Origin of the sequence: Agromyces protaetiae (assembly GCF_004135405.1) — a bacterium.
Lineage (GTDB): Bacteria > Actinomycetota > Actinomycetes > Actinomycetales > Microbacteriaceae > Agromyces > Agromyces protaetiae.
Genome location: NZ_CP035491.1, coordinates 1,768,219 through 1,794,592 on the forward strand (window position 1 = coordinate 1,768,219; position 26,374 = coordinate 1,794,592).

General features: G+C 71.1%; 25 protein-coding genes, 1 tRNA gene and 1 pseudogene. 11 read left to right on the top strand and 16 right to left on the bottom strand.

Going from position 1 to position 26,374, the window contains the following annotated elements:
- Window positions 1-42: 42 nt before the first annotated feature.
- Window positions 43-306: a hypothetical protein gene (locus tag ET445_RS08285; RefSeq protein ID WP_129190496.1), complete on the bottom strand. Its 264-nt coding sequence runs from the start codon at window positions 304-306 to the stop codon at window positions 43-45.
- Window positions 307-439: 133 nt separating this feature from the next.
- Here ET445_RS08285 and ET445_RS08290 point away from each other — a divergent pair, with 133 nt between their 5' ends.
- The gene (locus ET445_RS08290; RefSeq protein ID WP_129190498.1) at window positions 440-1,510 is read left to right on the top strand and encodes an ATP-dependent DNA ligase; all 1,071 of its coding nucleotides are present in this window, start codon (window positions 440-442) and stop codon (window positions 1,508-1,510) included.
- Between the two features lie 123 nt (window positions 1,511-1,633).
- Here ET445_RS08290 and ET445_RS08295 read toward each other — a convergent pair whose 3' ends face one another.
- Entirely contained in the window at window positions 1,634-2,179 is a 546-nt protein-coding gene (locus ET445_RS08295) for an Lrp/AsnC family transcriptional regulator (protein WP_129190500.1), read from the bottom strand.
- Between the two features lie 131 nt (window positions 2,180-2,310).
- Here ET445_RS08295 and ald point away from each other — a divergent pair, with 131 nt between their 5' ends.
- Complete coding sequence (gene ald / locus ET445_RS08300; RefSeq protein WP_129190502.1) at window positions 2,311-3,408, top strand: alanine dehydrogenase; 1,098 nt, start codon at window positions 2,311-2,313, stop codon at window positions 3,406-3,408.
- 35 nt (window positions 3,409-3,443) lie between these two features.
- Here the strand turns inward: ald and ET445_RS08305 are convergent, their stop codons facing one another.
- Window positions 3,444-3,746 (bottom strand): rhodanese-like domain-containing protein, encoded by a 303-nt coding sequence (locus ET445_RS08305; protein ID WP_243695375.1) that lies wholly within the window; start codon window positions 3,744-3,746, stop codon window positions 3,444-3,446.
- A 208-nt stretch (window positions 3,747-3,954) separates the two neighbouring features.
- Between ET445_RS08305 and ET445_RS08310 the strand changes: the two genes are divergently transcribed.
- Both ET445_RS08310 and ET445_RS17960 read left to right on the top strand, forming a co-directional pair.
- Window positions 3,955-7,620: an AAA family ATPase gene (locus ET445_RS08310; protein WP_165314341.1), complete on the top strand. Its 3,666-nt coding sequence runs from the start codon at window positions 3,955-3,957 to the stop codon at window positions 7,618-7,620.
- Window positions 7,617-7,934 (top strand): hypothetical protein, encoded by a 318-nt coding sequence (locus ET445_RS17960; RefSeq protein WP_243695376.1) that lies wholly within the window; start codon window positions 7,617-7,619, stop codon window positions 7,932-7,934. The genes ET445_RS08310 and ET445_RS17960 overlap by 4 nt, the downstream gene beginning before the upstream one ends.
- Window positions 7,935-8,029: 95 nt before the next feature.
- On the opposite strand, the gene mscL is transcribed toward ET445_RS17960, so the two are convergent.
- From mscL to ET445_RS08330, 3 genes are read right to left on the bottom strand one after another with little or no spacing between them, the layout of a single operon-like run.
- A complete protein-coding gene (gene mscL / locus ET445_RS08320) occupies window positions 8,030-8,467 on the bottom strand; it encodes a large conductance mechanosensitive channel protein MscL (RefSeq protein WP_129190506.1) in 438 nt (145 codons plus the stop codon).
- 38 nt (window positions 8,468-8,505) lie between these two features.
- Complete coding sequence (locus ET445_RS08325) at window positions 8,506-8,826, bottom strand: FmdB family zinc ribbon protein (RefSeq protein WP_129190508.1); 321 nt, start codon at window positions 8,824-8,826, stop codon at window positions 8,506-8,508.
- 37 nt (window positions 8,827-8,863) lie between these two features.
- Window positions 8,864-9,442, bottom strand: a complete 579-nt coding sequence (locus ET445_RS08330) for a 5-formyltetrahydrofolate cyclo-ligase (protein WP_129190510.1) — start codon at window positions 9,440-9,442, stop codon at window positions 8,864-8,866.
- Between the two features lie 53 nt (window positions 9,443-9,495).
- Between ET445_RS08330 and galU the strand changes: the two genes are divergently transcribed.
- The 6 genes from galU to ET445_RS08360 all read left to right on the top strand — a co-directional run bounded on the left by galU (window position 9,496) and on the right by ET445_RS08360 (window position 16,509).
- The gene (galU, locus tag ET445_RS08335; protein WP_129190512.1) at window positions 9,496-10,398 is read left to right on the top strand and encodes a UTP--glucose-1-phosphate uridylyltransferase GalU; all 903 of its coding nucleotides are present in this window, start codon (window positions 9,496-9,498) and stop codon (window positions 10,396-10,398) included.
- A gap of 45 nt (window positions 10,399-10,443) precedes the next feature.
- Entirely contained in the window at window positions 10,444-11,106 is a 663-nt protein-coding gene (locus ET445_RS08340) for a GNAT family N-acetyltransferase (RefSeq protein ID WP_129190514.1), read from the top strand.
- A gap of 82 nt (window positions 11,107-11,188) precedes the next feature.
- Window positions 11,189-12,220 carry a hypothetical protein gene (locus ET445_RS08345; RefSeq protein WP_129190516.1) on the top strand — a complete coding sequence of 344 codons (1,032 nt, stop codon included), beginning with the start codon at window positions 11,189-11,191 and terminating at the stop codon, window positions 12,218-12,220.
- Between the two features lie 62 nt (window positions 12,221-12,282).
- Window positions 12,283-12,355, top strand: a tRNA-Ala gene (locus ET445_RS08350).
- A gap of 283 nt (window positions 12,356-12,638) precedes the next feature.
- Window positions 12,639-14,987, top strand: coding sequence for a hypothetical protein (locus ET445_RS08355; RefSeq protein WP_129190518.1), 2,349 nt, complete (start codon window positions 12,639-12,641; stop codon window positions 14,985-14,987).
- A gap of 46 nt (window positions 14,988-15,033) precedes the next feature.
- On the top strand, window positions 15,034-16,509 hold the full coding sequence (locus ET445_RS08360) for an MFS transporter (RefSeq protein ID WP_129190520.1): 1,476 nt from the start codon (window positions 15,034-15,036) through the stop codon (window positions 16,507-16,509).
- A gap of 34 nt (window positions 16,510-16,543) precedes the next feature.
- Here ET445_RS08360 and ET445_RS08365 read toward each other — a convergent pair whose 3' ends face one another.
- The 3 genes from ET445_RS08365 to ET445_RS08375 all read right to left on the bottom strand — a co-directional run bounded on the left by ET445_RS08365 (window position 16,544) and on the right by ET445_RS08375 (window position 20,157).
- Entirely contained in the window at window positions 16,544-18,046 is a 1,503-nt protein-coding gene (locus ET445_RS08365) for an MFS transporter (protein ID WP_129190522.1), read from the bottom strand.
- A gap of 74 nt (window positions 18,047-18,120) precedes the next feature.
- Window positions 18,121-19,458 carry a M20/M25/M40 family metallo-hydrolase gene (locus ET445_RS08370; protein WP_129190524.1) on the bottom strand — a complete coding sequence of 446 codons (1,338 nt, stop codon included), beginning with the start codon at window positions 19,456-19,458 and terminating at the stop codon, window positions 18,121-18,123.
- A 45-nt stretch (window positions 19,459-19,503) separates the two neighbouring features.
- Window positions 19,504-20,157, bottom strand: coding sequence for an NADPH-dependent F420 reductase (locus tag ET445_RS08375; protein ID WP_129190526.1), 654 nt, complete (start codon window positions 20,155-20,157; stop codon window positions 19,504-19,506).
- A gap of 145 nt (window positions 20,158-20,302) precedes the next feature.
- Between ET445_RS08375 and ET445_RS08380 the strand changes: the two genes are divergently transcribed.
- Window positions 20,303-21,358 (top strand): LLM class flavin-dependent oxidoreductase, encoded by a 1,056-nt coding sequence (locus ET445_RS08380; RefSeq protein ID WP_129190528.1) that lies wholly within the window; start codon window positions 20,303-20,305, stop codon window positions 21,356-21,358.
- On the opposite strand, the gene ET445_RS18265 is transcribed toward ET445_RS08380, so the two are convergent.
- From ET445_RS18265 to ET445_RS08405, 7 genes and pseudogenes are all read right to left on the bottom strand, one after another.
- On the bottom strand, window positions 21,327-21,950 hold the full coding sequence (locus ET445_RS18265; protein ID WP_279433499.1) for a cation:proton antiporter: 624 nt from the start codon (window positions 21,948-21,950) through the stop codon (window positions 21,327-21,329). The two genes, ET445_RS08380 and ET445_RS18265, sit on opposite strands and share 32 nt — an antisense overlap.
- 98 nt (window positions 21,951-22,048) lie before the next feature.
- Window positions 22,049-22,507 (bottom strand): annotated as a pseudogene (locus tag ET445_RS18270) (cation:proton antiporter domain-containing protein); the annotation flags it as partial.
- Window positions 22,508-22,519: 12 nt separating this feature from the next.
- Entirely contained in the window at window positions 22,520-23,014 is a 495-nt protein-coding gene (locus ET445_RS08390; RefSeq protein WP_129190530.1) for a cation:proton antiporter regulatory subunit, read from the bottom strand.
- 40 nt (window positions 23,015-23,054) lie between these two features.
- Window positions 23,055-23,960 (bottom strand): alanyl-tRNA editing protein, encoded by a 906-nt coding sequence (locus ET445_RS08395; protein ID WP_129190532.1) that lies wholly within the window; start codon window positions 23,958-23,960, stop codon window positions 23,055-23,057.
- A 4-nt stretch (window positions 23,961-23,964) separates the two neighbouring features.
- Window positions 23,965-24,141 (bottom strand): hypothetical protein, encoded by a 177-nt coding sequence (locus tag ET445_RS17215; protein WP_165314342.1) that lies wholly within the window; start codon window positions 24,139-24,141, stop codon window positions 23,965-23,967.
- Window positions 24,142-24,201: 60 nt separating this feature from the next.
- Entirely contained in the window at window positions 24,202-25,365 is a 1,164-nt protein-coding gene (locus ET445_RS08400; protein ID WP_129190534.1) for an acyl-CoA dehydrogenase family protein, read from the bottom strand.
- Between the two features lie 9 nt (window positions 25,366-25,374).
- On the bottom strand, window positions 25,375-26,307 hold the full coding sequence (locus tag ET445_RS08405; RefSeq protein ID WP_129190536.1) for a DUF4349 domain-containing protein: 933 nt from the start codon (window positions 26,305-26,307) through the stop codon (window positions 25,375-25,377).
- Between the last annotated feature and the right edge of the window lie 67 nt (window positions 26,308-26,374).

Consider the following 26,374-nt stretch of genomic DNA (forward strand, 5'->3'; position numbering starts at 1 on the left):
CGAGTGTGGCGCGCGGGCCCGGTGGAACGGAAGACCGCCGGCTCAGGCCCAGTCGACCGAGTGCGTCCACCCGGCGAGATAGGCGCGCTCGTTCTCGTTCAGTCGGACGCCTCGCATGGGGGTCGATCCGTCGAGTTCGCAGAGTTCCCTGATGCGGCGCACGACGTTGACGCGCAACGGCGCGTCTGGCGCCTCGAGGATCTCGAACTGGAGTGTGCGCTCGAGCATCGGCCACCAGACTCCGATCGGCGGCAGGGCGCCGACCTGGGTCCGGCGTTCGCGGATCGGCGGGTCGACGACGGTCATGGCAGGGCTCCTTCGCTCGCTCGCGCGATTCGCACGGCGCCCGGTTCGGTCGGACGCATCTTCGAAGCTAGGCGCCGCCACCGACATCCGCTCGGGGATTGCCCTTTCGTCCGCCGGATGCTACTCAAGGCGCATGGACCTCCCCGTCATGCCGCCCGTCGCGCCCATGCTGTCGAAGGCCGTCAAGGAGATCCCCGACACGGGGCACGTCGAGCCGAAGTGGGACGGCTTCCGCACGATCGTCTTCCGCGACGGCGACGAGGTCGAACTCGGCAGCCGCAACGAGAAGCCCATGACGAGGTACTTCCCCGAACTCGTCGAAGAGCTCAAGCGCAACCTCCCGCCCCGCATCGTCGTCGACGGCGAGATCGTGCTCGAACGCGGCGGACGCCTCGACTTCGACGCGCTCCAGCAGCGCATCCACCCTGCGGCGAGTCGCGTGAAGCTCCTTTCCGAGCAGACGCCGGCGTCGTTCATCGCGTTCGACCTCCTCGCCCTCGGCGACGACGACCTCACGGGACGTCCGTTCGTCGAGCGGCGGAGACTGCTCGAACAGGCGCTCGCCGAGGCATCCGACCCCGTCTTCATCACCCCCGCGACGGCCGACCTCGCGGTCGCCCGCGACTGGTTCGAGCGCTTCGAGGGCGCGGGCCTCGACGGCGTCGTCGCGAAACCCCTCGACGGCACCTACCAGCCCGACAAGCGCACGATGTTCAAGATCAAGCACGAGCGCACGGCCGATTGCGTCGTCGCGGGCTACCGCTGGTACAAGACGGGGGATGTCGTGGGGTCGCTGCTGCTCGGCCTGTACGACGGCGAGGGGCGGCTCCATCACGTGGGCGTCGCGGCGTCGTTCACGATGGCGCGGCGGCGCGAGCTCGTCGATGAACTCGCGCCGTATGTCGCGACGGATGCCTCGGAGCACCCGTGGGGCGAATGGGCGTTCCCCGAGGCGCACGCCGAGACCCGGATGCCGGGCGCTGTCAGCCGGTGGAGCGCGGGGAAAGACCTCTCGTTCGTGCCGCTGCGGCCCGAGCTCGTCGTGGAGGTCGCGTACGAGCACCTCGAGGGCGACCGGTTCCGGCACACTGCGCGGTTCCGCCGCTGGCGGCCCGACCGCGACCCCGCGAGCTGCACCTACGCGCAACTCGACGAGGCCGAGCCGTTCGAGCTCGCCGAGATCCTGCCGATCCGGGGGCGGTAGTCTCTCTTCCTCTCCCTGTTCCCCGTCCCGGCGATTCAGGAAGAATCCCGAGACACGCCGGGCGGCGCCCCTCGACGCGCCGCGCGATCCGCGGTTCTTCCTGAATTACGGCGGGGCGACTCCTTACAGCACCGCCCGCAGCCCCGCCGTGTGCGCCGTGTGGTGCTCGAACACGAGGTTCGTCTCGGTGAGGGCGACGGCGGGGTTCGCCGACAGGTTCTTCAGCACGAACTGCCGCACGTGCGCGCTGTCGCGCACGCGCACGTGGATCAAGAAGTCCTCGGTGCCGCCGAGGAAGAAGAGCTGTGCGACCTCGGGCTCGCGGCGGAGCTCGTCGGAGATCTGCTCCATGAGGTGCCGTGCGCCGGGGCGGATGCGCACGCTCACGAGCGCCTGCAGCGTGTAGCCGAGGGCTGCGGGGTCGATCTCGGCGGTGTAGCGCACGATGACGCCGCGCTCGCGGAGCGAGCGGACGCGCGCGAGGCACGTCGAGGGCGAGATGCCCGCGGCCCGCGCGAGGTCGACGTTCGGGATGCGCGCGTTCTCGTGCAGGAGGGCGATGAGGGTGCGGTCGACGTCGTCGAGGACGACGGGCGGGGCGGATGCCTCGGGCTGCCCGAGCTGGGCCGGCCGGGGCGAAGCGGCGTCTGCGTGCGGTGCATCCGTCATCTCGAGGCATCCAATCGAATATTCGAACTCAATGTGAGCACTCTACCGAATTCTGTACGGAAGACCTTTCGGAACTGCGAACAAGCGCGCAACATTGACCCGCTGACGACCCACGACGTTCGGAGAAGGCCATGCACATCGGGGTACCCGCCGAGATCAAAGACCACGAGTACCGCGTCGCGATGACGCCCGCGGGCGCGCACGCGCTCACCCAGCGCGGCCACCGCGTCGACCTCCAGGCGCGCGCGGGCCTCGGCGCGGGCTACCCCGACGCCGAGTACGAGGCCGCCGGCGCGTCGATCGTGCAGACCGCCGACGAGGCGTGGAGCGCCGAACTCGTGCTCAAGGTCAAAGAGCCCGTCGCGAGCGAGTACGGGTTCCTCCGCAGCGACCTCACCCTCTTCACCTACCTGCACCTCGCGGCCGACCTGCCGCTCACGCGCGCGATCCTCGACTCGGGCGTCACGGCGATCGCCTACGAGACCGTGCAACTCGCCGACCGGTCGCTGCCGCTCCTCACGCCCATGAGCGAGGTCGCGGGCCGGCTCGCGCCGCAGGTCGGCGCCTTCTCGGTCCTCGCCTCGCAGGGCGGGCGCGGCGTGCTCCTCGGCGGTGTGCCGGGCACGTCGCCCGCGAAGGTCGTCGTCATCGGCGGCGGCGTCGCGGGGGAGCAGGCCGCCCAGACCGCACTCGGCCTCGGCGCCGACGTCACGGTGCTCGACATCTCGCTCCCGAAGCTCCGCGAACTCGACGAGCGGTACGGGCACCGCATCAAGACGCTCGCGTCGTCGCCGTACGAGATCGCGCGGCAGGTGAAGGACGCCGACCTCGTCGTGGGCGCCGTGCTCGTGCCGGGCGCTGCCGCGCCGAAGGTCGTCACCGACGAGATGGTCGCGACCATGAAGCCCGGCGCGGTGCTCGTCGACATCGCGATCGACCAGGGCGGATGCTTCGAGGGCTCGCGTCCGACGACGCACACCGAGCCGACGTTCCGCGTGCACGACGCCGTGTTCTACTGCGTCGCGAACATGCCGGGCGCCGTGCCCGCGACCTCGACGCCCGCGCTCACGAACGCGACGCTGCCGTACGCGATCCGGATCGCCGACCTCGGGTGGCAGGCGGCGCTCGCCGCAGACGCGGCACTCGCGAAGGGGCTCAACGCGCATGCCGGACGGCTCACGAACGACGGCGTCGCAAAGGCGCACGGACTCGAGTTCGCGACGCTCTGAGGCACCGAAGCTCGCGACGCCTTGCGAAGGTCGGGCTACTCGCCCGAGACGATCGGCAGCCCGCGCTGGTACCACTCGATGATGCCGCCCTCGATGTTGACCGCATCGACGCCCTGCGCGGCGAGGAACTCGGTCGCCCGGCCGCTGCGCGCGCCCGACCGGCACAGCACGTAGACCGTGCGGTCGTCGGGCACTTCGCCGACCCGCTCGACGAGGTCGCCGAGGGGGATGTGGGCGGCGCCCTCGACGCGGGCCTCGACGACTTCGGCGGGCTCGCGCACGTCGAGGATGTAGGCGTCGTCGACGGCGTGCACGGCTTCGGGGGTGATGGAATTCACGGATGCCTCCAGGGGGATCCCTTCGAGGCTACGCGAACCGCGCGTGCGACAGAAACGACGGAAACGCCGCATCGCGGCGCAATTGCGCGGCTTCGGACGAGGGGCAACGTATCCTCTGGGTGTGCCGCGGCTGGATCGTACCCCTGACGAGGAGGAAATCCTTCCTCCCGAGCGCGATGCCGCCGCCGACGAGATCACCCCGCACAGCATGAACGAGCACCTCACGAGTCCCCACGGCCTGAGCGTCGCCGACCCTTCGGTCACGACCGGCAACGTCGCAGATCCCGCCCACCGCCGCTGGCTCGCGGAGCTCGCCGACGTGGGCGGCCGGTCGCCCCTCGTGCGGTTCGTCGACACGCCTCGCACGCGCATCGAGCTCTCGACGACGCATCCGGGCGGCCTGCCGCAGTTCATCACGGGCAAGGCGACCCTCCTCTCCAACCTCATCCGCGACGACCTCGCGCTCCGCAACGCGAAGCTCGCGGCGAGCGAGATCACGCAGAAGGGCATCGAGCTCCGCGGGGTCCGCGGGATCGACTCGGTGCACCTCGCGATCGGGCTCGCGTCGTGGCGGAACGACGGCGACGAGTTCCTCGCGCCCGTGCTCCTCCGTCCGCTCGCGATCCGCCGCTACGGCCGCGACTTCGAGCTGAAGCTCAAGGGCCAGCCGTTCCTGAACCCCGCGCTCGCACGCGAGTTGCGGGAGCAGTTCCAGATCACGCTCGACGCCGACGCGTTCGTGTCGCTCGCGATCTCGAACGGCGTGTTCAAGCCGCAACCCGTCATCGACCGGCTGCGCGGGTTGACCACGCATCTGCCGTGGTTCCGCGTCGCGCCGCGCCTCGTCGTGTCGAGCTTCGCCGAGGTCGGCCCGGCGATGGTGGCGGATGCCACGGGGCTCGACCATCCCGTCATCGACGCCATCGCGGGCAACCCCACGTCGCAGGCGCGCGTGCGCGCGCACGCCGAACCCGCGGCGATCGTGCCGCCCGACGAGCGGCCGCCGCAGGGCGACCGGCTGCTCCTCGACGCCGACCCCGAGCAAGAGCGCGTGGTCGCAGAGGTCGCGGCCGGGGCATCCCTCGTCGTGAAGACCCTGCCGGGGACCGGCGGCACCCAGACGATCGTGAACGCCGTCGGCGCGCTCGTGCAGCACGACAAGCGCGTGCTCGTCGTGGGCGCGCGCCGCGCGAGCCTCGACGGCATCGCCCACCGGCTGACCCAGGTGGGGCTCGCGGGCGCCGCGGTGACGGGGGCGAACCTCCGCCGCGACCTCGTGAAGTCGATCACGCGCAACGAGCGCGTCGAGCGTCCGCGGGTCGCCGATGTCGACGACGCCCTCGTCCGGCTCCGCAAGGTCCTTCTCGACTACCGCACGTCGCTCACGCGCCGCGACGCCGACCTCGGGGCATCCGTGCTCGACGCACTCGGCGAGCTGTCGCGGCTCGCCCTCGTGCAGCCCGCTCCGCAGACCACCGCGCGCCTCGACCACGCGTGCCTCGTCCAGATCGCCGCCGACCGGCCCGCCGTCGCACGCGACCTCGTGCGCGCCGCCGCGCTGGGCGAGTTCAAGTACGGGCCGGGGGACTCGCCCTGGTACGGCGCCCACTTCGACACGGCCGAGCAGTCCGAGGCGGCGCACGCGCTCGCGAAGCGCTTGCACGAGACGGATGTCCCGCGGCTCGTCGAGCGCGGCCGCACGCTCATCGGGCAGACCCGGCTCCGCCAGTTCGAGTCGATCGCCGAGCTCGGCGTGTTCCTGCGGCTCCTCCTCGACGTGCGCGACACCCTCGACCGGTTCCGCCCGTCGGTCTACGACCGCCCGCTCGGCGAGCTCATCTCGGCGACGAGCGCGCGCCGCGACTCGCCCGGCATGTCGGGGCCGAACCGCAGGCGTCTGCGGAAGCTCGCGCTCGAGTACGTGCGCCCCGGGGTGCACGTGTCCGACCTCAACGCCGCACTCAGGGGCATCCAGCAGCAGCGCACGCTGTGGCAGCGCTATAGCGACGCCGGTGCGACGCCCGGCGTGCCCGTCGGCCTCGACGACGTGCACGTCGCGTTCCGCACGGTCGCGGCCGACCTCGACGCGCTCGACGGCCCGCTCGGGCTCACGGGCTCTCCGCAGCGGCTCGCGGTGCGTCCCATCCGCGAACTCGCGGCGATGCTCGGCGGCCTCGCCGCCGACTCCGAGGTGCTGCAGAACCTGCAGGAGCGCACAGCGCTCCTCTCGCGTCTGCGCGACCTCGGCCTCGACCCGCTCCTCGCCGACCTCACGAGGCGCCACGTGCCCGAGCATCGCGTCGCCGACGAGCTCGAGCTCGCGTGGTGGCAGTCGATGCTCGAGGGCGTGCTCGTGGCCGACAAGGCGCTCCTCGGCGCGAACACGCAGGTGCTCGACCGTCTCGAGGCCGACTTCCGCCTCGTCGACGATGCGCACGCGTCTGCGGGCGGGCCGCTCCTCGCGTGGAAGCTCGCGGAGGACTGGAAGGTCGCGATCGTCGACCACCCCGAAGAGGCCGCCGAGTTGAAGCGGATGCTCCGTGGCGAGCGCGTGCGGCCGGGCGACCTGCACCGTGGCGCGCCGCGACTCTTCCGACTGCTCGCTCCCGTGTGGCTCGCCTCGCCCTACGAGGTCGCCGAGCTCGACGACGACATCCGGTTCGACACCGTGATCCTCGTCGACGCGGGCGCGACGACGATCGCCGAGAACCTCGGCGCCATCCGCCGCGCGAAGCAGGTCGTCGCCTTCGGCGACCCCGTGACGCAGACGCCGACCCTCTTCGAGACGGGCATCGACGACCCCGACCTGCCCGGCACGCCCGCCCCGCGCAGCGTCGACGCACTGCACGCCGACTCGGCGCTCGCGCGCCTCGGCGAGCTCCTGCCGACCATGACGCTCACGCACAGCTACCGCGCGGGCGGCGAAGACCTCGCCGAACTCGTGAATCGCCGCTTCTACGGCGGCCGCATCGACTCGCTGCCGTGGGCCGGGTCGTTCCTCGGGCACGGCAGCCTGCGCCTGCACTACGTCGACGGCAACGGCCTGCCCGATCCCGTGACGGGCTCGGTCGAGAGCCTCGACGCCGAGGTCGCGAAGGTCGTCGAGCTCGTCATGGAGCACGCCGTCAAGCGGCCGCGCGAGTCGCTCATGGTCGTGACCGCGAGCGCCCGGCACGCGGCGCGTGTGCACCAGGCCGTGCTCGCGGCGTTCGGCAAGCGCACCGACCTGTCCGACTTCATCCTGAAAGACCGGGCCGAGCCGTTCACGGTGCTCACCCTCGAGCAGGCCGTCGCGCAGAGCCGCGACCGCGTCGTGTTCTCGGTCGGCTTCGGCCGCACGCCCCACGGGCGCCTGCTCACGAACTTCGGCCCGCTCGGCGAGCCCGGCGGCGACCGATTGCTCGCCGTCGGCATGACGCGTGCGCGCCGCTCGATGGACGTCGTCTCGGCGTTCCGCCCCGAGCACATCGACGCCGAGCGACAGGCGCACGGTGTGCTCGCCCTCGCCCAGGTGCTCTCCCAGACCGAGGAGCGGCAGGCCGCAGAGGCGGCGACCGACGGGCATGACGCGATGCTCGCCGACCTCGCGAGGCGACTCGAACGCCAGGGCATCCGCGTGCAGCTCGGCTACCGCGGACGTCTCGCGCTCGCCGCCGCGTTCGCCGGCAAGGCCGTCGTCGTCGAGACCGACGACTCCCTCCACGGTGAGAGCCTGCGCGAGTCGCTGCGCCTCCGACCCGACGTGCTGCGCCGCCTCGGCTGGCACTACCTGCGCGTGCACAGCTTCGAGCTGTTCGGCAACCCCGACGCCGTCGCCGCGCGCGTCGCCGCGCTCCTCGGCAAGTCCGAGGCGGAGCGCGCAGCCGCCTCATGAGCGACGGTCGCGAGGGCGGCGCTTCCGACGCACCGGATGTCTCGAGCTCGGCGGCTGATTCGGGCGCGCCGGATGCCTCGTCGCCGACGCCGTCCGACGCGCCCGCCGGCGGCTCCGCCGCCCGTCCGCGCCAGCGCGTCGAGCGCGCCTCCGGCGGCTCGCGCCGCGCGCGCCTGACTCCCGCACCCGGAACCGACCCGTCGCCCGAGGCGGCAGTGCCGGGAGCGCACGAGCCCGACGCCCCTGCGAAACGCGTGCGGGGGACATCCGCCGACGACGACCGCATCACGCGCGAGCGCCCGCCGCACTGGTAGCCCACCCGCAGCCTCGGCTCATTCCGCACTCGCTCGTGCGCACGCGAAAGGGTCCCGCGCCGATCGGCGCGGGACCCTCGAATCGTGCGGGCGCGTTACTCGGAGTGCTTGCCCGATGCGGTGTTGTTCGCCGCGAGGAGGTCGCGGATCTGCGCGAGGAGCGCGAGCTCATCTTCGGGCTCTTCGGCCGTGGCGGGCTCGCCGGCCTTGCGCTTGGCTTCGGTGCGCTCCTTGAGCGTGTTCATCGGGAGGACGAACACGAAGTACACGACGAGCGCGACGACGAGGAAGCTGATGATCGCACCGATGATCGCGCCGAACGCGAGCTTCGACTCGCCGCCGTCGACGGTCGGGATGGCCACGATGAAGGCCGTGTCGAGGCTGTCGGCCCGGAAGATCGCGCCGATGAGCGGGTTGATCAGATTGGTGACGATCGAGTTCACCACCGCGGTGAACGCCGCACCGATGACGACCGCGACGGCCAGTTCGATGACGTTGCCCCGAAGGATGAACTCCTTGAACCCCTTGAACACGTAGGTCCCCCCGAATTTCTGCTGTGGTTGGGAAATGACTAAGCCACGTTAGCGGACGACGACCCCGTCGAAGAGGAGCCGCTTCCGTTTGTGGACGACGAACCCGACGACGACGACCCCGAGGCATCCGACCCGCCCTTCGAGCCCGAGCCCGAGGCATCCGACCCGCCCTTCGACCCGCCCGACCGCGAGTCGGTGCGGTAGAAGCCCGACCCGTTGAACGTCACGCCGATGGTATTGAAGAGCTTGCGCAGCTTGCCGCCGCACACCTCGCACGTCGTGAGCGCGTCGTCGCTGAAGGCCTGGTGGATGTCGAAGGCGTTGCCGCACTCGGTGCAGCGGTACGAGTAGGTGGGCATGGGATCTCCCGGTCGGGCGCCCTGCGGCGGGCTGAAGTCAGAACGCGATGATGCGCGTCGGGGTGACGACGCCGTTCACCGGCTGGTCGTGCACCTCGCGGGGCACTGAGTCGAGGACCTCGTGGTCGAAGACGACGGCGTACACCGGAGGACATTTTCCCATCGAACCGAGGGTCTTGTCGAAATAGCCCCGTCCCCAGCCGAGGCGCATGCCCGTCGCGTCGATCGCGGCAGCCGGCACGAGGATGAGGTCGACGTCGTTGATCGCCATGGGGCCGAGCAGTTCCCCCTCGGCCTCGGGGACCCCCGTCGGCCCGAGTCGCTCGGTCTGCTCCTCGCCGACGGTCCAGTCGAGGAGGCCGTCGTCGCGCGAGATGGGGAAGAGCACGCGGATGCCTCGGGCCTCGGCCCAGTTCACGAACGGGCGTGTGTTGGGCTCGGTCGGGGTGGAGAGGTACGCCGAGAGCGACTCGGCGCCCGTCGAGCCGACGAGCTCTTCGAGACGCGCGGTGATGCCCTCGGTCGCGAGTTCGCGTTCATGGCCGGGCATGTTCTGTCGACGCTCGCGCAACTCGGCGCGGAGGATGCGCTTCCTGATGCTCGGGTCGTCGGGCATGGCACTCATCCTAGGGGCGCACCCGGCCGACGCGCCCCGCTACGATCGAGCGCATGACCTCTCGGATCACGAAAGCCGTCATTCCCGCCGCCGGACTCGGAACGCGGTTCCTCCCCGCGACCAAGGCCATGCCGAAGGAGATGCTGCCCGTCGTCGACAAGCCGGCCATCCAGTACGTCGTCGAAGAAGCGGTCGCAGCGGGCCTCGACGACGTCCTCATGATCATCGGGCGCAACAAGAACGCCCTCGCGAACCACTTCGACCGTGTCACCGAGCTCGAGCAGACCCTCGAGAGCAAGGGCGACGCGGGCAAGCTCGAGCGCGTCAAGGAGTCGAGCGCCCTCGCCGACGTGCACTTCGTGCGGCAGGGCGACCCCAAGGGGCTCGGGCACGCGGTGCTGCGGGCACGCAAGCACGTGGGCGACCAGTCGTTCGCCGTGCTCCTCGGCGACGACCTCATCGACTCCCGCGACGTGCTGCTCACGCGCATGCTCGAAGAGCACGAGAAGCGGGATGCCACGGTCATCGCCCTCCTCGAGGTCGACCCCGAGCAGATCCACCTCTACGGCGCCGCCGCGGTCGAGCCGACCGACGACCCCGACGTCGTGCGGGTGACGGGTCTCGTCGAGAAGCCGGCGCGCGAGGTCGCCCCGTCGAACTACGCGGTCATCGGCCGGTACGTGCTGAAGCCCGAGGTCTTCGACATCCTCGAGCACACCGAGCCCGGCAAGGGCGGCGAGATCCAGTTGACCGACGCGCTCATGGAGATGGCAGAAGACGTCGAGGGCACGGGCGGCGTGTACGGCGTCGTATTCCGCGGCCGACGTTACGACACGGGCGACAAGCTCGACTACATCAAAGCCGTCGTGCAGATCGCAGCCGACCGCGACGACCTCGGGCCCGACTTGCGCGAGTGGCTGGGCGGGTTCGTGGCGCGCGGCGCCGACTCGCGCTGAGCCGAGTGCTCCCGAGAACGCCCGTCCGCCCGGTACCCTCTCACCATGCCCGCCGCAGCCCTGCCGACCCTCGCCGACGGAGACGTCGTGCTGCGGCCCATCCGGGCGAAAGACGCGAAGCCGCTCGAGCGGTCGCTCCTCGACAACCGCGGGTGGCTCCGTCCGTGGGAGGCGACGTATCCGGGCAGCGGGTCGATCATCGACACGCGCGCGAGCATCCGCAGCCTTCTCGCGCACGCGCGCGACGGGCACGGCCTGCCGTTCGTCGTCGAGTCGGGCGGGCGGCTCGTGGGGCAGCTGAACGTCTCGTCGATCACGTACGGCTCGCTGTCGTCGGCGTCGATCGGGTATTGGGTCTCGCAGGAGGTCGCGGGGCGCGGTATCACGCCGACGGCAGTCGCGCTCGCGACCGACTACTGCTTCCGGGTGCTGCGGCTGCACCGCATCGAGATCTGCATCCGCCCCGAGAACGGGCCCTCGCTGCGGGTGGTCGAGAAGCTCGGGTTCCGCTACGAGGGGCTCCGGCGCCGGTTCATCCACATCGACGGCGACTGGCGCGACCACTTCTCGTTCGCCCTCGTCGCCGAGGAGGTGCCGCAGGGCGTGCTCGAGCGGTGGCGTTCGGGCCGCGTCGACGAACGCGTCGCGCACGTCTCGCCCGACGACCGGGCGGCGTCGGCGCATCCGCTGCGTCCGCTCGAGCGCTGACGACAGCGCGGATCGACTCCCGATCGCTGACATGCCGACACACGATTGGGGTCGTGACGCGCTCGTGACCTAGCGTGGTCGCATGGACGCGATCGGTGGGGGCGTGCTCGTGGCGGTGGCCGCAGCACTCTGGATCGCGTACCTCCTGCCGACCTGGCTCCGCCGGCGGCAGTACCTCGACACCGAGCGCAACGCCGTGCGGCTCCAGCAGACGCTCCGCATCCTCGCCGAGACGGCCGAGACGCCCGAGACGGTGCGCGTGGCTGCGACGGCGCGCGAGGTCGCCGCGCAGCAGCGCATCCTCGCGGAGCGCGAGGAGACGGCCCGGCTCGCGGCCGAGACGGCCGAGCAGCTCGCGATCGCCGAGCGGATCGCGGCAGAAGAGGCGGCGGCCGCGGCGCGCGCACGCGCGGCGCAGGCGCAGGCGCTCGCGACCCAGCCGATCACGGTCGTGGCGGATGCCCCGGCGCCGGCGTTCGAGGCATCCGGTGCTGCCGCGCGTACCGCGCGCCGGTCGGTGCGGCGTCGTCGGGTCTTGTGCTCGTTCGTGCTCCTCGTGTCGTTCGTCCTCGCCGTGGCAGGGGTCATCGGGCTCGCATCCGGTTGGAGTCCGCTCGTCGCCGCTGCGGGCGGTGTCGGCGTGGTCGCGGCGTTCACGGCGCTCGTCGTGCTCGCTCGTCGCATGCCGGCCGCTGCGGGCGCGCCGACGGTCGTCGCACGGCCCGACGTCGACGTCGAGGCATTCGAGCCGGTCGAGGTCGAGGCCGAAGCCGCCGAGGCGTCCGAGCACGGGTGGACGCCGCAGCCGTTGCCGAAGCCGCTGCATCTCTCGCGGGGCACGATCGCGGCCGCGGCGATGGCGTCGGTCGAGGCGGCCGAGCAGCTTCGCCGGGCCGCCGTCGAGGCCGAACTCGCCGAACGCGCCGCGCGCATCGCACCGCCTGTCCCTCGGATCGCGCCGAAGCCGGTCGACGAGCCGGTCGCGTCGGCCGACCCGGCTGCGTCCATGCCCGTCGAGGCCGACCGCTACGCCGCCATGGGCGTCGTCGGCGACACCGCGCCCGGCTTCGACAGCCTCGACGCCGTGCTGCGTCGTCGTCGCCAGTCGGCGTGATCGCCGTTCGGGCCAAGTGGTCAAAACCACCCTGCGAGGGGTGATAGAGTCGTTCACGGCTCGGGCCCATGGCGCAGTTGGTAGCGCGTCTCGTTCGCAATGAGAAGGTCGGGGGTTCGAATCCCCCTGGGTCCACCCGTGTGATGAGTCGCGACATAGGTCTCATCCGAGTCAGAAAGGCCCCGCTTCGGCGGGGCCTTTCGCGTTCGCGCGGTGCGTTACGATTCTGAGAACTTCTCGTCTTTTTTCGTGCGCATCGCTACTCTGAGCGCTAGCGAGATATCCCGCCGTGGGCCCGCACGGCGTACAGGGCGCCCTTCCGCTCCATCCGGTTCCATCACGGTTCGGACATCAAGGAAGCCCGATGATCCCGAAGCACAGCAAGCCGAAGCAAGGACGGCCGAAGCGGACGCCGACGATGCGCCGATTCTCCGCGGCGGCGATCGCCCTCGGCCTCGCGCTCGGCGGTGCCCTGCTCCCGGCCGCGGTCTCGGCGGCAGACAGCGACGACGGGACATCCGTCATCGATGTGCCGGCGCCCGACGGCGCGCCTTCGCCCGACGACGCGCCGCACGACCCGGCGCCCGGCGAGCGACGCTTCGACCCCGGGCCGGCGGTCTCGTACGACTTCGCGCCGGCCGAGGTCGACGTCGCGGTCGATCCCGGCAAGGGCTCCCACATCGCGGGGGCGTCGATCTCGCGCGTCGGCGGCGCCCCGGCGCAGCAGTGCGGCGGCGATGCGAGCTGGAACGACCCGGTCGTCTCGTGCGCATTCACGGGGCTCGACACGGGCGAGTGGCTCGTGCGCGGCGGGCAGGACTTCGGCTGGTGGAAGCTGCACTGGCGGTGGGAGTCCCATTCCGACGCGCCGTGGGGCGGCTGGTGGGCGTGGAGCTGGCGTTGGCATTCGGAAGGCCTCTCGCCCTTCACGGCGGAGGCCGTCGTGACGATCCCGGCGACGCCCATGATCGGCTCGGCGGTCGTCGCGGCAGACGGGTCGCTCGCGGTGTCCGGCAGCGGCGGTTCGGCGGGCGATGCGGTCCACGTGCTGGATGCCTCGTGGTCGCTCGTGTGCGACGCGACCGTCGACGGTGCCGGGGCGTGGGTGTGCGCGGCGGGCGGCCCGTTCACGGCAGGTGCCTCGCTCGTCGCAGTCGAGGAAGACGCCCACAGCGGATGCTGGAGCGGGTTCTGCAGGGTTCCCGGCGGGCTCTCGGCGGTGAGCGGGCCGGTGCAGACGACTGCGGCGCCCGTCGCGCCGAGGATCGTGGTCGATCCCGCATGGGCGTTCTCGATCGCGGGCATCGACCTGTCGAGCATCCATCCGGGCGACGCGTTCTCGATCTCGGGCTCGCACCTGCCGCCGGGGCTCGACGTCTCCGTCGTGCTCCACTCCGACCCCGTGACGCTCGCGACGACCGCCGTCGGCGGCGACGGGGCGTTCGCCGCCCGCGCGACGGTTCCCGTCGGCACCGAGCCCGGCGTGCACCGCGTCGTCGTGACGCTCTCGGGGCAAGGGATCGAACCGACCTCGAAGGAGGTGCAGGTCACGGTGGCGGCGGTGCCCGTGGCGGCTGCGGCCCAGGCACTCGTCGCGGCGTCGACCGGCACCGGGCTGACGCCGAGCTTCGTGCCGCCGCTGGCCGCTGCACCTGCGGCGGCGCCCCCGACGGAGCGTGAGGAGCCCGTCGAGCACGTCGCCGAAGCGGAGCACGAGGCCGAGCCTCCCGAGCCGCACGGACTCGAGGGAGAGCTCGAGCCGAACATCCTGACGGACGCCCTCGAACCGATCACCGTCGTGTTCACGAACCCGCAGGCGGTCGCGTCGTCGTTCGCCATCGGGCTCGTCCTCATCATCCTCGCGATGGTGCCGGCGCACCTCCTCAACGCGACGATCGCCGAGCAGTATCAGCGGTTCGGCGGGCGGTTCGCGAACGTCCGTCGCCCGCGCTGGTACGACCGTCTGGTCGCGTGGCTCGGCAGCCGCACCTCGGTCGGCGCGATCGTCCTCGTCGCCGTGACGGCGATGCTCCTCGGCTTCGCCGACCCGCACTTCGGCTTCAACGAGCATTCGCTGCGCCTGATCATCGCGCTCGCGATCGCCCTGTTCTACGTCGCGTTCGTGACGAACTGGATCACGGCGCTCATCCTGAAGACCCGATGGTCGGTCGCCGCGACGATCAGCGTGCGGCCGCTCGGCATCATCCTCACCGTGCTCGGCGTCATCGCGTCGCGCTTCCTCGACTTCTCACCGGGGTTCCTCATCGGCCTCGTGCTCGGCCTCTCGATCTCGACGACCGCGATCCACGAGTTCGCGTGGCGAGCGGTGGCGATCCGTTCGTCGCTCATCATCGGCGCGGGCCTTGCGGCGTGGATCGGGTACAGCATCATGACGGTGCACGGCGAGCCGCACGACTTCTGGGGTGCGCTCTGGGTCGAGACGCTCGTCGCGATCGCCGCGGAGGGCATCGTGCTCCTCCTCGTCGACCTGCTGCCGTTCAAACTGCTGGAGGGCGAACGGCTGTGGGAGAAGTCGCGGTGGCTGTGGGCGGCGTTCTACCTCGTCACGACGGTGCTGTTCATCGTGACGGTGGCGTCGTGGGAGGGCAACTGGCGAGAGCTCGGCGGCGCCGTCTGGCTGTGGGTCGCGACCGTGAGCGGGTTCGCGCTCGTGAGCGTGCTCATCTACCTCTACTTCCGGTTCTGGGCGCCGCCCCTGCCCGAGGAGCAGCCCGGCGAAGAGGTGCCCCTCGAGCGCGTCGAGTGACGATCGGCGGATGTCTCGGGCTGCGGCCGCGCGTAGGGTGGTGCCGATGACGGATGCACTGCAGACGCGTTCGATCCCGGTCACCTCGGCCAAGCGCTGGCGTGCGTACTGGGTGTGCGTGGCGGTCGCCGCCATCACGATCCTCGACCTCTCGAAGGTGAACGTCGCCCTCCCGTCGATCGAGACGGCGTTCGGGGCGACGTCGACCGAGTTGCAGCTCATCGTCTCGGGGTACGTGCTCACGTTCGGCCTCACGCTCGTGCCCGCCGGGCGCATCGGCGACCAGCGTTCGCGGCGGATGCTCTTCGTCGTCGGCCTCAGCATCTTCACGCTCGCGAGCCTCGTGTGCGCGCTCGCGCCGTCGGGAATCGTGCTCCTCGTCGCGCGGCTCGTGCAGGGCGTCGCGGCGGGCATCCAGATGCCACAGGTGCTGGGACTCGTGCAGGAACTCTTCCAGGGAGCCGAGCGCGGACGCGCGTTCGGCATCTTCGGCGCGACGATCGGGCTCGCGACGGCGTTCGGGCCGACGCTCGGCGGGCTCGCGATCGCGCTCGGCGGGCCGACCGACGGGTGGCGCTGGATCTTCTGGATGAACATCCCCCTCGCGCTCGCCGCGATCGCGGGGGCGATCTGGGTCCTGCCCGACACGAGGCATCCGTCGGATCGTCCGCTCTCGCTCGACCCGTTCGGCATCCTCCTCTTCGCGATCGCGGTCGTGGCCCTCATGTGGCCGTTCCTCTTCACGACGGGCGCGCCGACCGACGATCCCAAGCGGTGGTGGTTCCTCGTCGTGTTCGTGCTCGCGATCTCGGCGTTCGTCGCGTGGGAGCGCCGGTATGCGGGCACCGGGAAGCATCCGCTCGTGCCGCTCTCGCTCTTCGCCGTCTCGTCGTACCGCAACGGCACGATCCTCGCCGCCGTCTACTTCGCGGCGCTGCCGTCGATGTTCCTCGTGACGACGCTCTTCCTCCAGCACGGGCTCGGACTCGAACCCGTCTTCGCGGGCACCGTGAGCATCGGCTTCGCGCTGCTCTCGGCGGTGTCGTCGTGGATCGGCGGCAACCTCGTCAACCGGTTCGGCCGGTCGCTCGTCGTGTGGGGCCTCACGGGCATGCTCGTCGGCATCGGCCTCCTCGTGCTCGCGGCGCTCATGACGCCCGCCGCCGTGACTCCGTGGGCGATGGCGGGCGCGCTCGTGATCGCGGGCGCGGGCGGCGGTCTCGTCGTCTCGCCGAACCAGACGCTCACGCTCGCCGACATCCCCGTCAAGCAGGGCGGGCTGGCGGGATCGGTCGGCCAGCTCGGCCAGCGCATCGGCACGGCCATCGGCACGGCGATCGTACTGTCGCTGTTCTACGCCTCGATCTACCGCGAGACGTCCGATCGGCCCACGCTCGCGGTGTACCACGACGCCTACGCGATCGGCATGCTCGCGGTCGCCGTGCTCGTCGCGATCGCGTTCACGGTCGCGGTCGCCGACCTCGGCGCGCGCAAGCGCGAGGCGCGGCGCGCGCTCGGGTGAGGGCAGCGCGCTCCGCGCGGCCGGATGCCCCGGCTCAGGCGAGCACGTCGTCCGCGACCGCAGGGGCCGCGACCGGGGCATCCGTGAACGCCTGCTTGGGCACGAACACGAGGAGCACGGCCGCGACCGCCGCGGTGACGCCGCACACGATCCACACGGTCATGTAGCCCTCCAGCGAACCCGCCGTCGACTCTTGGGCGCCCGCGGTCTGACCCGCGGCGTGGCTGAGGAGCGCGATGCCGAACACGCACGAGGCGATCGCACCGCCGAGGGTCTTGACCGAGTTCGTGAGTCCGGTCGCGACGCCCGTCTGCGAGGCGGGGGCCGCGGCGGCGGCTGCCGCGGGGAGGGCCGCGACGAGCGCACCCGATCCGATGCCGGCGATCACCATGTTCGTGATGACCTGCGAGAAGGAGCTGTGGAACGGCAGGGTCAGGAGGTACCCGAGGGAGACGAGTCCCGCCGCTCCCACGAGCGTGAGTCGGGGGGTGATGAGCCGGGCGATCGTCGGGTAGAGCAGCGCGCCCGTGATCATGGCGATGAGGTAGACGCCGATGAGGAGCGACGCCGTGAAGCCCGTCGTGCCGAGGCCGTAGCCGTAGACCTCGGGGTCGGTGCGGGCGAAGGTCGAGAGCGGCGCCTGCGCGCCGAGCACGCTCACGCCGAAGAGGCCGGCCGTGACGAAGACGGGCCAGAGCGCGGGGGAGCGGAAGAGTCGCACGTCGATGAGCGGGTCGTCGTGACGCAGTTCCCACCTGACGAACGGCACGACGAGCAGGATGCCGAGCGCGACGAGGCCCCAGCTCAAGAGGTCGGCGGGGCCGTTCAGACGCAGGAAGCTGAGGCCGCCCGTGAGCGCGAGGAGCGCGAGCGAGATGAGCACGAGGCCGATCGTGTCGAGACGGCCGCCCGCGAGCTCTGGCGACTCCTTGACGCCCAGCCAGATGACGAAGAAGCACACGACGACCGCGATCGCAGGCACGAGGAGCACGATCTGCAGCGGGAGCGCGTCGATGAGTGCGCCGCCCGCGAGCGCGCCCGAGATGGCGCCGATCTCGAGCGCCGCGACGAGGAGGCCCGCGGCCTTCGCCGTCGTCGCCGCGCCATGCCCGGCACCGCGCGACCGCGACCAGATGAGGGCGATCTCGAGCGGTAGCCACACGACGTAGAAGCCCATGAGCGCCCACGCGGCGAGGAAGAGCGCGAACGAGTCCGTGAACGGCAGGATGAGCGCCGCGACGGCCGTGATGGCGGTGGAGACGAGGAGCATCCGCTTGTGGCCGATCATGTCGCCGAGCTTCGCGAACGCGGGCACGACGAGCGCCGACAGCGCGAGCTGCGCCCCCTCGAGCCAGTTGACGTCGGCGTCGTGGATGCCGAGGTGGCGCGCGATATCGGTCAGGATCGGCGTGTAGTAGCCCTGCAGGATGCCGCTCGTGAGTTCGACGAAGGCGAGGAATCCGACGATCGCGGCGATCGGGCGGAGGGAGGCCGTGGGTCGGGTCGCCGCGGTGCGGGACGCGTCAGTGCGTGGCATGGGGGTGCTCCTGGGGAGGGGGCGGCGCTCGGGTCAGCGCCGATCGGGTGCGAACACACTACTGCCCGCGAGTCTCACTCCGGCAATCCCGTGATGAACTCACGATGGAAGCGCTCGCCGGCGAGGAGCGATTCGGTCTCCACCCACTCGTCGAGTCCGTGGATCGACGCGCGCTGCGCGGCCGTCATCGTGATCGGCGAGAAGCGGTACACGCCGTCGGTCCACAGGTGGTACCACCGCGAGTCGGTCGCCCCGAGTTGCAGGTACGGCGCGGTCAAGGTGCCGGGGTACGCGACCGAGACGGCGCGCGCGATCGCGTCGAAGCGTTCGTCGAGGGGCGACTCGGGCGACGGGTCGTTGCCTTCGACGATCGAGACCCTCACCGCCGGGTCTTTGATCGCCTTCTTCACTCGACGCACGGTCGAGTCGACGGTCTCGCCGAACGCGATGCGCAGGTTGATGATCGCGGATGCCTCGGCCGGCAGCACGTTGTGCGCGGTGCCGCCTGCGAGCATCGTCGGCGCCACGGTGGTGTGGATGAGGGCCGCGGGCTCTCCCGGGATCTTGGCGAACACGCGCGCCGTGAGCCACGGCGCCGCGCTGAGGAGTTTGATCGCGAACTTCGCGCCGCCCGTCGCCCGTGGGGCGAACGCGCGCAGCATCGCGCGGAGCGACTTCGGCAGCTTCTTCGGGAACGGGTTCGGGTCGAGCCGATCGACGGCGCGCGCGATCCGCGCGGCGGCCGTGAGCCCCGTCGGTGCGGAGGCGTGCCCGCCGACGCTGTCGGCCGTGAGCTTGAGCGTCACCACGCCCTTCTCCCCGAGGCCGACCATGGCCGACTGCACCTTGAGGAACGGCATCGGCGCGTCGACGACGGCGCCGCCCTCGTCGAGGACCATCCACGGCTTCACGCCGCGTTCGCGCAGCGTGTCGGAGACGGCCCGGCCGGCCTTGCCGTGGCTCTCTTCGTCGCCGCCGAAGGCGAGGTAGATGTCACGCGTGGGCGTGTACCCCGACGCGAGCAGGTTCTCGACGGCTTCCAGCACGATCAGCAGGGAGCCCTTGTCGTCGAGCGCCCCGCGCCCGCGCACGATGCCCCCTTCGATGCGGCCTTCGAACGGCGGGGCGCTCCACCCCTCGCCCTCGTAGGCGGGCACGACGTCGTAGTGCGCCATGAGGATCAGCGGCCGGCTGTCGCTGCGTCCACGCCAGCGGTACAGCAGGCCGAGGTCGCCGATCTGCTCGAACTCGAGTTCGGCGGCGACGTGCGGGTAGAGCTCGAAGACGAGGTCGCGGAACGCGTGGAACGGAGCGAGCCCGCGCGTTTCGAGTTCTGCGGAGACGGTCTCGAGGCGGATCATCCGCGCGAGTCGTTCATCGATTCCGGGGCGCACGTCGACGGGCTGGCTCATGCGACCAGCCTAAAGGCATCGGTGTTGCAAAATGCACCAGCTCGCTCAGGCGGCGACCGCCGCGGCCGGCGTGAGCAGTGCGCCGAGCTCGGCTGCGCTGAGCTCGCGACCGAAGGCCGGATGTCCGGGCTCGAGCACACGGCCGTGCGCGAGCGCGCCGCCGTCGACGGGGTCGAAGCCGATCGCGTCGATGAGCCGGGCGACGATCGCGCGCGCCTCCTCGTCGTCGCCGACGACGGCCATCGAGCTGCGGAGCGGATCGCCCGCGGGCAGGCTGTCGTCTTCCATCTCGTGATAGCCGACGTGGTTGAAGCTCTTCACGAGCCGCACGTCGGGGTTGCGTGCGGCGTTCTGCTCGCTCGTCGAGCGCGGGTCGGCGTCGACCTCGGCGATGTTGCCGTCGACGGGCGGCCAGTAGTTCATGGCGTCGACGACGACGCGGCCCGAGAGGGCGTTCCACGGGATGCTTCCGGCCTTGCCGAACGGCACGGCGACGAAGACGACGTCGGATGCCTCGACGAGCTCGTCTGCCGTCACCACACGGGCGCCGGGCGCGACGACGCCCACGAGCAGGTCGAGCGCGGTCTGGCGGGGCGAACCCGCGATGAGCACCTCGTGCCCGGCTGCGAGGAGGAGTCGCGCGAGCGCGGTGCCGACCTTGCCGGCGCCGAAGATGCCGACGACTGCGCGCTCCGTCATCTCCGCCTCGCTTCCCGGGTCTCGACCGGCGATGCCGCTCATCATTCCATGCACGTTCATGGGAAACATCCGCTTCCTCGGACGCATTCCCCGCGACCATGCTCTCACTGGCCGCGGTATGCGCGCTGGGAATAGGCTCGAACGCATGACCGGCTACGAGTTCGGACTCGACACCTTCGGCGACATCACGAGAGGGCCGGGCGGCGACCCGCTCCCGCACGCCGAGGTGCTGCGCAACCTCGTCGACCAGGCGGTGCTCGCCGATCGGCTGGGTCTCGACTTCTTCGGCGTCGGCGAGCACCACCGCGTCGACTTCGCCGTCTCGGCCCCCGAGGTCGTGCTCGCGGCGATCGCGAGCCGTACCGAGCGCATCCATCTCGGCTCGGCCGTGACAGTGCTGAGCTCCGACGACCCCGTGCGCGTCTTCGAGCGCTTCGCGACGCTCGACGGGCTCTCGAACGGGCGTGCCGAGGTCATTCTCGGGCGCGGGTCGTTCATCGAGTCGTTCCCGCTCTTCGGGTTCGACCTCAGCCAGTACCAGGAGCTCTTCGAGGAGAAGCTCGAACTCTTCGCGGCGCTGCTGCCGCAGGAGCCGGTCACGTGGGCGGGCGCGCTCCGCCCGCCGCTCACCGACCAGCTCGTCTTCCCGCCCGTCGAGCACGGGCGCCTGACGACGTGGGTGGGCGTCGGCGGCAGCCCCGAGTCGGTCGTGCGCGCGGCGCGCTACGGGCTTCCGCTCGTGCTCGCGATCATCGGCGGCAGTTCGGCGCGATTCCGCCCGCTCGCCGACCTCTATCGGCGCGCGCTCGAGCAGTTCGGGTTCGACGAGCAGCCCATCGCGGTCCACTCGCCCGGCATCGTCGCGGCGACCGACGACGAGGCCCTCGACCGGCTGTGGCCGCACTACCAGGCGATGATCGACCGCATCGGGCGTGAGCGCGGGTGGGGTCCGACCTCGCGCGACCACTTCGAGGCCGAAGCCGCGCAGGGCGCGCTCTACGCAGGGTCGCCCGAGACGGTCGCGCAGAAGATCGCGGCGACGATGCAGGCGCTCGGCGCGACGCGCTTCGACCTCAAGTATTCGAACGGCACGCTCCCGCACGAGGTCATGCTCGAGACGATCGAGCGGTACGGCACCGAGGTCGTCCCGCGAGTTCGCGAGCTGCTGGCTACCCCGCCGTCTTCGCCCGCCGACGCTTGACCGCTTCGCGGAACCATTTCTGATCGGGCACGCGCACGAGCAGGGTGCCCGCGACGATCGTGAGGAGCACGTACGCCGTCGCGAGCGACGCGAGGTCGCGCGTGACGCCCGCCGTGACGGCGAGACCTGCGATGACGATCGAGAACTCGCCGCGCGGCGTGAGCGCGAGACCGGCGCGCCACTGGCCGAGCGTGCCGACGCCCGCGCGCCGCGCCGTGTAGATGCCCGTCAGAAGCTTCGTGCCGATCGTCACGATCGCGAGGCCGATGGCGGGCAGCAGCATCGACCACAGCGCGTTCGAATCGGTCGTGAGGCCGAAGAACACGAAGAAGATCGCCGCGAACAGGTCGCGGAGGGGCGTGAGGACCTGGCTCGCGTTCTCGGCGACGCGGCCTGAGAGGGCGATGCCGACGAGGAAGGCGCCGACGGCCGCCGAGACGCCGACCTGCGCGGCGATGCCCGCGACGAGCATCGTGAGACCGAGCACTCCGAGCAGCAGCGGCTCGTACTGCTCGGCCGGGAAGAGCTTCGACACGAAGTGCCCGTATCGCAGCGCGACGAAGAGGATGATCGTGACGACCGCGACGGCCACGGCGACCGAGACGGCCCCTGCACGAGGCTCACGCCCACGACGACGGCCGAGAGGATCGGCAGATAGAACGCCATCGCGAGGTCCTCGATGACGAGCACGGCCAGGATGCCCGGCGTCTCACGGTTCGACAGACGCCCGAGGTCGCGGAGGAGCTTCGCGATGACTCCCGACGACGACACCCACGTGACGCCCGCGAGGGCGAGCGCCGCGACCGGCCCCCAGCCGAGCAACAGTGCGAGGGCGGCACCCGGTATGGCGTTCAGGAGGGCGTCGACGATGCCCGACTTCCGAGACGTGCGGAGGCTCTCGAACAGCTCGGTCGCCGTGTACTCGAGTCCGAGGAGCGCGAGCAGCAGGATGACGCCGATCTCGGAGCCCGTCTGGAAGAACTCCTCACTCGCGTCGAGCGGGAAGATCCCGCCCTTGCCGAAGGCGAGTCCGAGCACGAGGTAGAACGGCACCGGCGAGATGCCGATGACGTTCGCGAGGCGCCCCAGAAGACCCATGCCGAGGAGCAGCGCGCCGGCTTCGATGAGGAGCAGCGTGGTCTCGTGCATGCGCGGCCCCGATCAATCGGGACCGTTGGCGAGGAGCCGTGAGACTCCGTCGAGTCCTTCCCGGGTGCCGACCACGACGATGAGGTCTCCGGCACGCAGGGCTTCTGCGGGTGTCGGGGACGGGATGACCACCCCGTCGCGGACGATGGCGACGATCGACGCGTGCGTGCGCGTGCGAGCCTTGGTGTCGCCGAGGGTGCGGTTGAGAAACGGCGAGTCGGTCGGCAGCGCGATCTGCTCGGTGTAGAGGCCCGCGGTCTCGTCGGAGAGACTCGTGAGGCGCGAGAGCATGACAGAGGCGCCGAGCACGTCTGCGAGCGCGGCTGCTTCGTCGTCGTTCAGTTGGATGGTGTCGCGGCAGGCGTCGGGATCGTCGGCGTCGAAGACTCCGAGGTCGCGCTCGCCGTCGCGGTGCGACACGACGCTGATGCGTCGGCCGGCCTCGGTGACCAGGTCGTGACGAATGCCGATCCCGGGCAGATCGACCTTCTCGATGCGAATTCCCACGCCCGACATGCTAACCCCGTTGGGCGGGTTCACTGCCCGTTCAGCTCGGAGCGTGGGCGCGCGTCGTCATGACGAGGGTCGGCGTGCCGTCGTCGTCGACGAGTTCGAGGCGCACTCGCACGTCGCCGAGGTCGGCGAGCGAGGTCGCGTGGGTGCCGCCGCAGAAGAGGCGCGCGGTGCCGCCTTCGAGGTCGGCGGCCCACTGCCGCCGGTCGGTCAGGAGGTCGCCGTCGCGTTCGATGCGGATGTCTCCGCCTCCGGCGATCCAGGTCGCGAGGGTGTCGTCGATGGATGCCTCGGCGGCACGCAGCTCGTCGGCGCCGTATTCTCCGGTGAAGACCGTCGCGTCGAACCCGGCCCGCCGCAGCGACTTGTTGAGGCGGTACCGGTCGACCGAGCCGTTCGGCTCGATGCGAGACGACGCGATCGCGGCGGCGTCGAAGTCGGGGGAGCCGAGCGGGTCGCGTCTGGGGTCTTTCGTCCAGCGATCCGCGAGCGCACGGTTGAGCGCGAGGGAGGCGAGGTGGCAGGCCGTGTGGCCGCGCGAGAGGGATGCGCGCAGCAAGGCATCCGCTCTCGTTTCGACTTCGTCGCCTTCTGCGATCGCCGAGCCCGCGTCGACGAGGTGCGCGACGACGAACGCCCACCCCTCGGTGCCCTTGCGCACCGGGATGTCTCGGCCGAGGTGCAGGGTCTCGCCGTCGGTCGCGGCGACGATCGCGTCGAGCACTGTCAGTGCGGCGCCGTCGATGACCGTGATCACGCCCGCGTCGGCGGGCTGATCGGGCCAGCCGGCGTCGACCGGATGGATGCTCGTCGTGTCGAGGAGCACGGCGAGTCGTTCGCCGTCGTCGGTCGCGACGGGCTCGACATGCAGCACGCGCGCACGCGCGATGAGGTCGCCGGCCGGGTAGGTGACGCGCGTGCCGACGCTGGGAAGCGCCACCGGGTCAGGCGCTCTGGCCGCGGCCGAGCACGTTCACGGGGATCGCGACCGCGATCGCGATGCACAGGATGCCGCCGAAGAAGAGGAACGGCTCGGCGCCTGCGACGCCCGGCGCGGTGCCCATGAGCCACATGCCGAACAGGAAGATCGCCATCGTGACGATGAAGATGATGCCGTTCATGAGAGCTGATCCTCCAAGTGGGGCGCGTCGGTGCGGTGACGCCAGTCTATCCGGGACCGGTCACCCCGAAACCGGCCCGATCCACGCGTTCGCGATGGTCGAGTGCGCCGACTCGTCGTCGGAGGGGTGGAAGACACCCGCGAGCACGTCGCGATAGAGCCGCCCGAGCTCGTTGCCCGCGAAGTAGCTCGATCCGCCCGCGACGCGCACGGCCTGGTCGACGACGTGCTTCGCGGTCTCGGTCGCGCGCACTTTCGCGCCCGAGAGCTTGGCGAACCAGAAGCGGCCGTGATCGGCGAGGGTGTCGACGTCGCGCGCGAGCGCGACGAGCTGCGGCTCGATCGCGTCGTGGGCGAGCGCGGCGTCGGCGATCCGCCAGCGGATGTCCGGGTCATCCGAAAGCGGCTTGCCGTCGTTCTTGAGCGACGTGCGCCGCTTCGCGGCGGCGACCGCGAGTTCGAGCGCGCGCTCGCCGATTCCGGTGTACACCGCCGCCAAGAAGAGCTCGAAGCACGCGAAGATGCCGAAGATGAAGGGGTCGGCGTTGGGGCCGGGGTCGAGGCGGCGCACGATGCGGTCGGCGGGCGCGAACGCGCCGTCGAGGATGGTCGTGCGGCTCTGGCTCGCGCGCATGCCGAGCGTGTCCCAGTCGTCGAGGATCCGGATGTCGGGGTCCTCGCGATCCACGAACCCGTAGACGATCTTCGGGGCGTCGGCAGACGCCGTGTCGAGGCCCATCGTGCCGAGGCGCGTCCACGCGGGCGAGAGCGACGTGAAGATCTTGCGGCCCGTGTACCGGTAGCCGCCGCCGTCCTGCGGGTCGGCGACCGTGCGCGACCCGAACAGCATGAGGTCGTTGCCGGCCTCGCTGATGCCGAAGCCGAACACCTCGCCGGCCCCGGCCTCGCGCTGCAGGAATTCGAGCGTGTCGTCGCCGCGGTCGCGCAGCACCTTGGCGACGCCCGTCCACACGAGGTGCATGTTGACGGCGAGCGCCGTCGCGGGCGCCGCGCCCGCAAGCCTGATCTGCGACCGCACGGCGTCGTCGAGTGACCACCCGAGACCGCCGAACTCGGTCGGCACGAGCGCCGTGAGGTACCCCGCCGCCTTCAGGTCTTCGAGGTCTTCGGCGAAGAACTCGTTGCGTTCGTCGTACCTCGCGGCACGCGCGCGGATGCGTTCGAGGAGGTCGTCGTCCAACAGCGTCGTCGTCTCGGTTCCCACGGCGCCAGCCTACGCCCGGGGCACGTCCGACCCCGAGGCATCCGACTCCGTCGCCCGCCGCCGACCCGCACTCCGCACCCCCAACACGATCGCGAGCACGATCGCCCCGACGACGGCGAGGAGCCCGATCCACGGCAGGAGCACGCCGAGCACGACGGCGAGCCCCGCGAAGAAGGTCATGAGGGCGTTCCATCCCGACGTGAGTCCGCTCCAGAAGTCGGCGGGCTTCGGCTCGGGCGCGGCCTCCTCGGTGACGAACTCGACCGAGAGGGTGGAGAAGTCGACCTGGTCGACGAGGAGGTCGCGCTGCTGCGTGAGGCTGTCGAGCTCGGCCTGACGCGTCGTGATCTCGGACTCGATCGTGATGAGGTCTTCGGTCGACGTCGCGCCCGCGAGCAGGGCTTCGAGCCGGTTGACCGATTTCGCGAGCGCCTCGACGCGGGCGTCGAGATCGGTGCGCTGCGCCGTGACGTCCGTCGCGTCCTGCTGGATCGAGTCGACCCGGCCCAGCTCGCGGAGCTGCTCGATGACGCCGTCGAGGTCGTCGGAGGGAATGCGCAGGGTGAGCGACGCGCGCGCCGACTGGAAGTCGGTGCCGGGCGTCTCCTCACGGTGGTCGACGCGCCCGCCGACGCGGTCGACGATCCGCACGGTCTCGGCCGAGGCATCCACCGGGTTCTCGACCGTCAGCCGCACCCAGCCCGTCGTGACGACGCTGCGCTCGCGCACGCTCGACGAGGCATTGCCCGAACCGCCTGCGGAGTCGGCGGCGCCGCCGGGAGTCGAGCCGTCTTCGGCGAACGACTCGCCCTGGCCGGGCGCCGGCTGCGCCGGAACGTCGTAGGAGGCGGTGCTGCCGCCCGATGCCGAGCATCCGGCGAGCAGGAGGACGGCGGCGAGCAGGCCCGCCGCGGCGATGGAGCGAGGCGTTCGACTGGACATGGCGTCAGCGTATTGGCGCGGTCGAACCCCATGTCTGGGCGCCGACTGGGAGTCGGGTCACGATCGG

Excerpts from the sequence above, each read along its gene's own strand:
- ET445_RS08360 (WP_129190520.1), top strand. The coding sequence starts at position 15,034 with ATGACGGATGCACTGCAGACGCGTTCGATCCCGGTCACCTCGGCCAAG.
- ET445_RS08405 (WP_129190536.1), bottom strand. The coding sequence starts at position 26,307 with ATGTCCAGTCGAACGCCTCGCTCCATCGCCGCGGCGGGCCTGCTCGCC.
- ET445_RS17960 (WP_243695376.1), top strand. The coding sequence starts at position 7,617 with ATGAGCGACGGTCGCGAGGGCGGCGCTTCCGACGCACCGGATGTCTCG.
- ET445_RS08365 (WP_129190522.1), bottom strand. The coding sequence starts at position 18,046 with ATGCCACGCACTGACGCGTCCCGCACCGCGGCGACCCGACCCACGGCC.
- ET445_RS08295 (WP_129190500.1), bottom strand. The coding sequence starts at position 2,179 with ATGACGGATGCACCGCACGCAGACGCCGCTTCGCCCCGGCCGGCCCAG.
- ET445_RS08375 (WP_129190526.1), bottom strand. The coding sequence starts at position 20,157 with ATGACGGAGCGCGCAGTCGTCGGCATCTTCGGCGCCGGCAAGGTCGGC.
- ET445_RS08290 (WP_129190498.1), top strand. The coding sequence starts at position 440 with ATGGACCTCCCCGTCATGCCGCCCGTCGCGCCCATGCTGTCGAAGGCC.
- ET445_RS08340 (WP_129190514.1), top strand. The coding sequence starts at position 10,444 with ATGCCCGCCGCAGCCCTGCCGACCCTCGCCGACGGAGACGTCGTGCTG.
- ET445_RS08355 (WP_129190518.1), top strand. The coding sequence starts at position 12,639 with ATGCGCCGATTCTCCGCGGCGGCGATCGCCCTCGGCCTCGCGCTCGGC.
- ET445_RS08285 (WP_129190496.1), bottom strand. The coding sequence starts at position 306 with ATGACCGTCGTCGACCCGCCGATCCGCGAACGCCGGACCCAGGTCGGC.
- ET445_RS08380 (WP_129190528.1), top strand. The coding sequence starts at position 20,303 with ATGACCGGCTACGAGTTCGGACTCGACACCTTCGGCGACATCACGAGA.
- ald (WP_129190502.1), top strand. The coding sequence starts at position 2,311 with ATGCACATCGGGGTACCCGCCGAGATCAAAGACCACGAGTACCGCGTC.
- ET445_RS08325 (WP_129190508.1), bottom strand. The coding sequence starts at position 8,826 with ATGCCCACCTACTCGTACCGCTGCACCGAGTGCGGCAACGCCTTCGAC.
- ET445_RS08330 (WP_129190510.1), bottom strand. The coding sequence starts at position 9,442 with ATGCCCGACGACCCGAGCATCAGGAAGCGCATCCTCCGCGCCGAGTTG.
- galU (WP_129190512.1), top strand. The coding sequence starts at position 9,496 with ATGACCTCTCGGATCACGAAAGCCGTCATTCCCGCCGCCGGACTCGGA.
- ET445_RS08370 (WP_129190524.1), bottom strand. The coding sequence starts at position 19,458 with ATGAGCCAGCCCGTCGACGTGCGCCCCGGAATCGATGAACGACTCGCG.
- ET445_RS08310 (WP_165314341.1), top strand. The coding sequence starts at position 3,955 with ATGAACGAGCACCTCACGAGTCCCCACGGCCTGAGCGTCGCCGACCCT.
- ET445_RS17215 (WP_165314342.1), bottom strand. The coding sequence starts at position 24,141 with ATGAACGGCATCATCTTCATCGTCACGATGGCGATCTTCCTGTTCGGC.
- ET445_RS08345 (WP_129190516.1), top strand. The coding sequence starts at position 11,189 with ATGGACGCGATCGGTGGGGGCGTGCTCGTGGCGGTGGCCGCAGCACTC.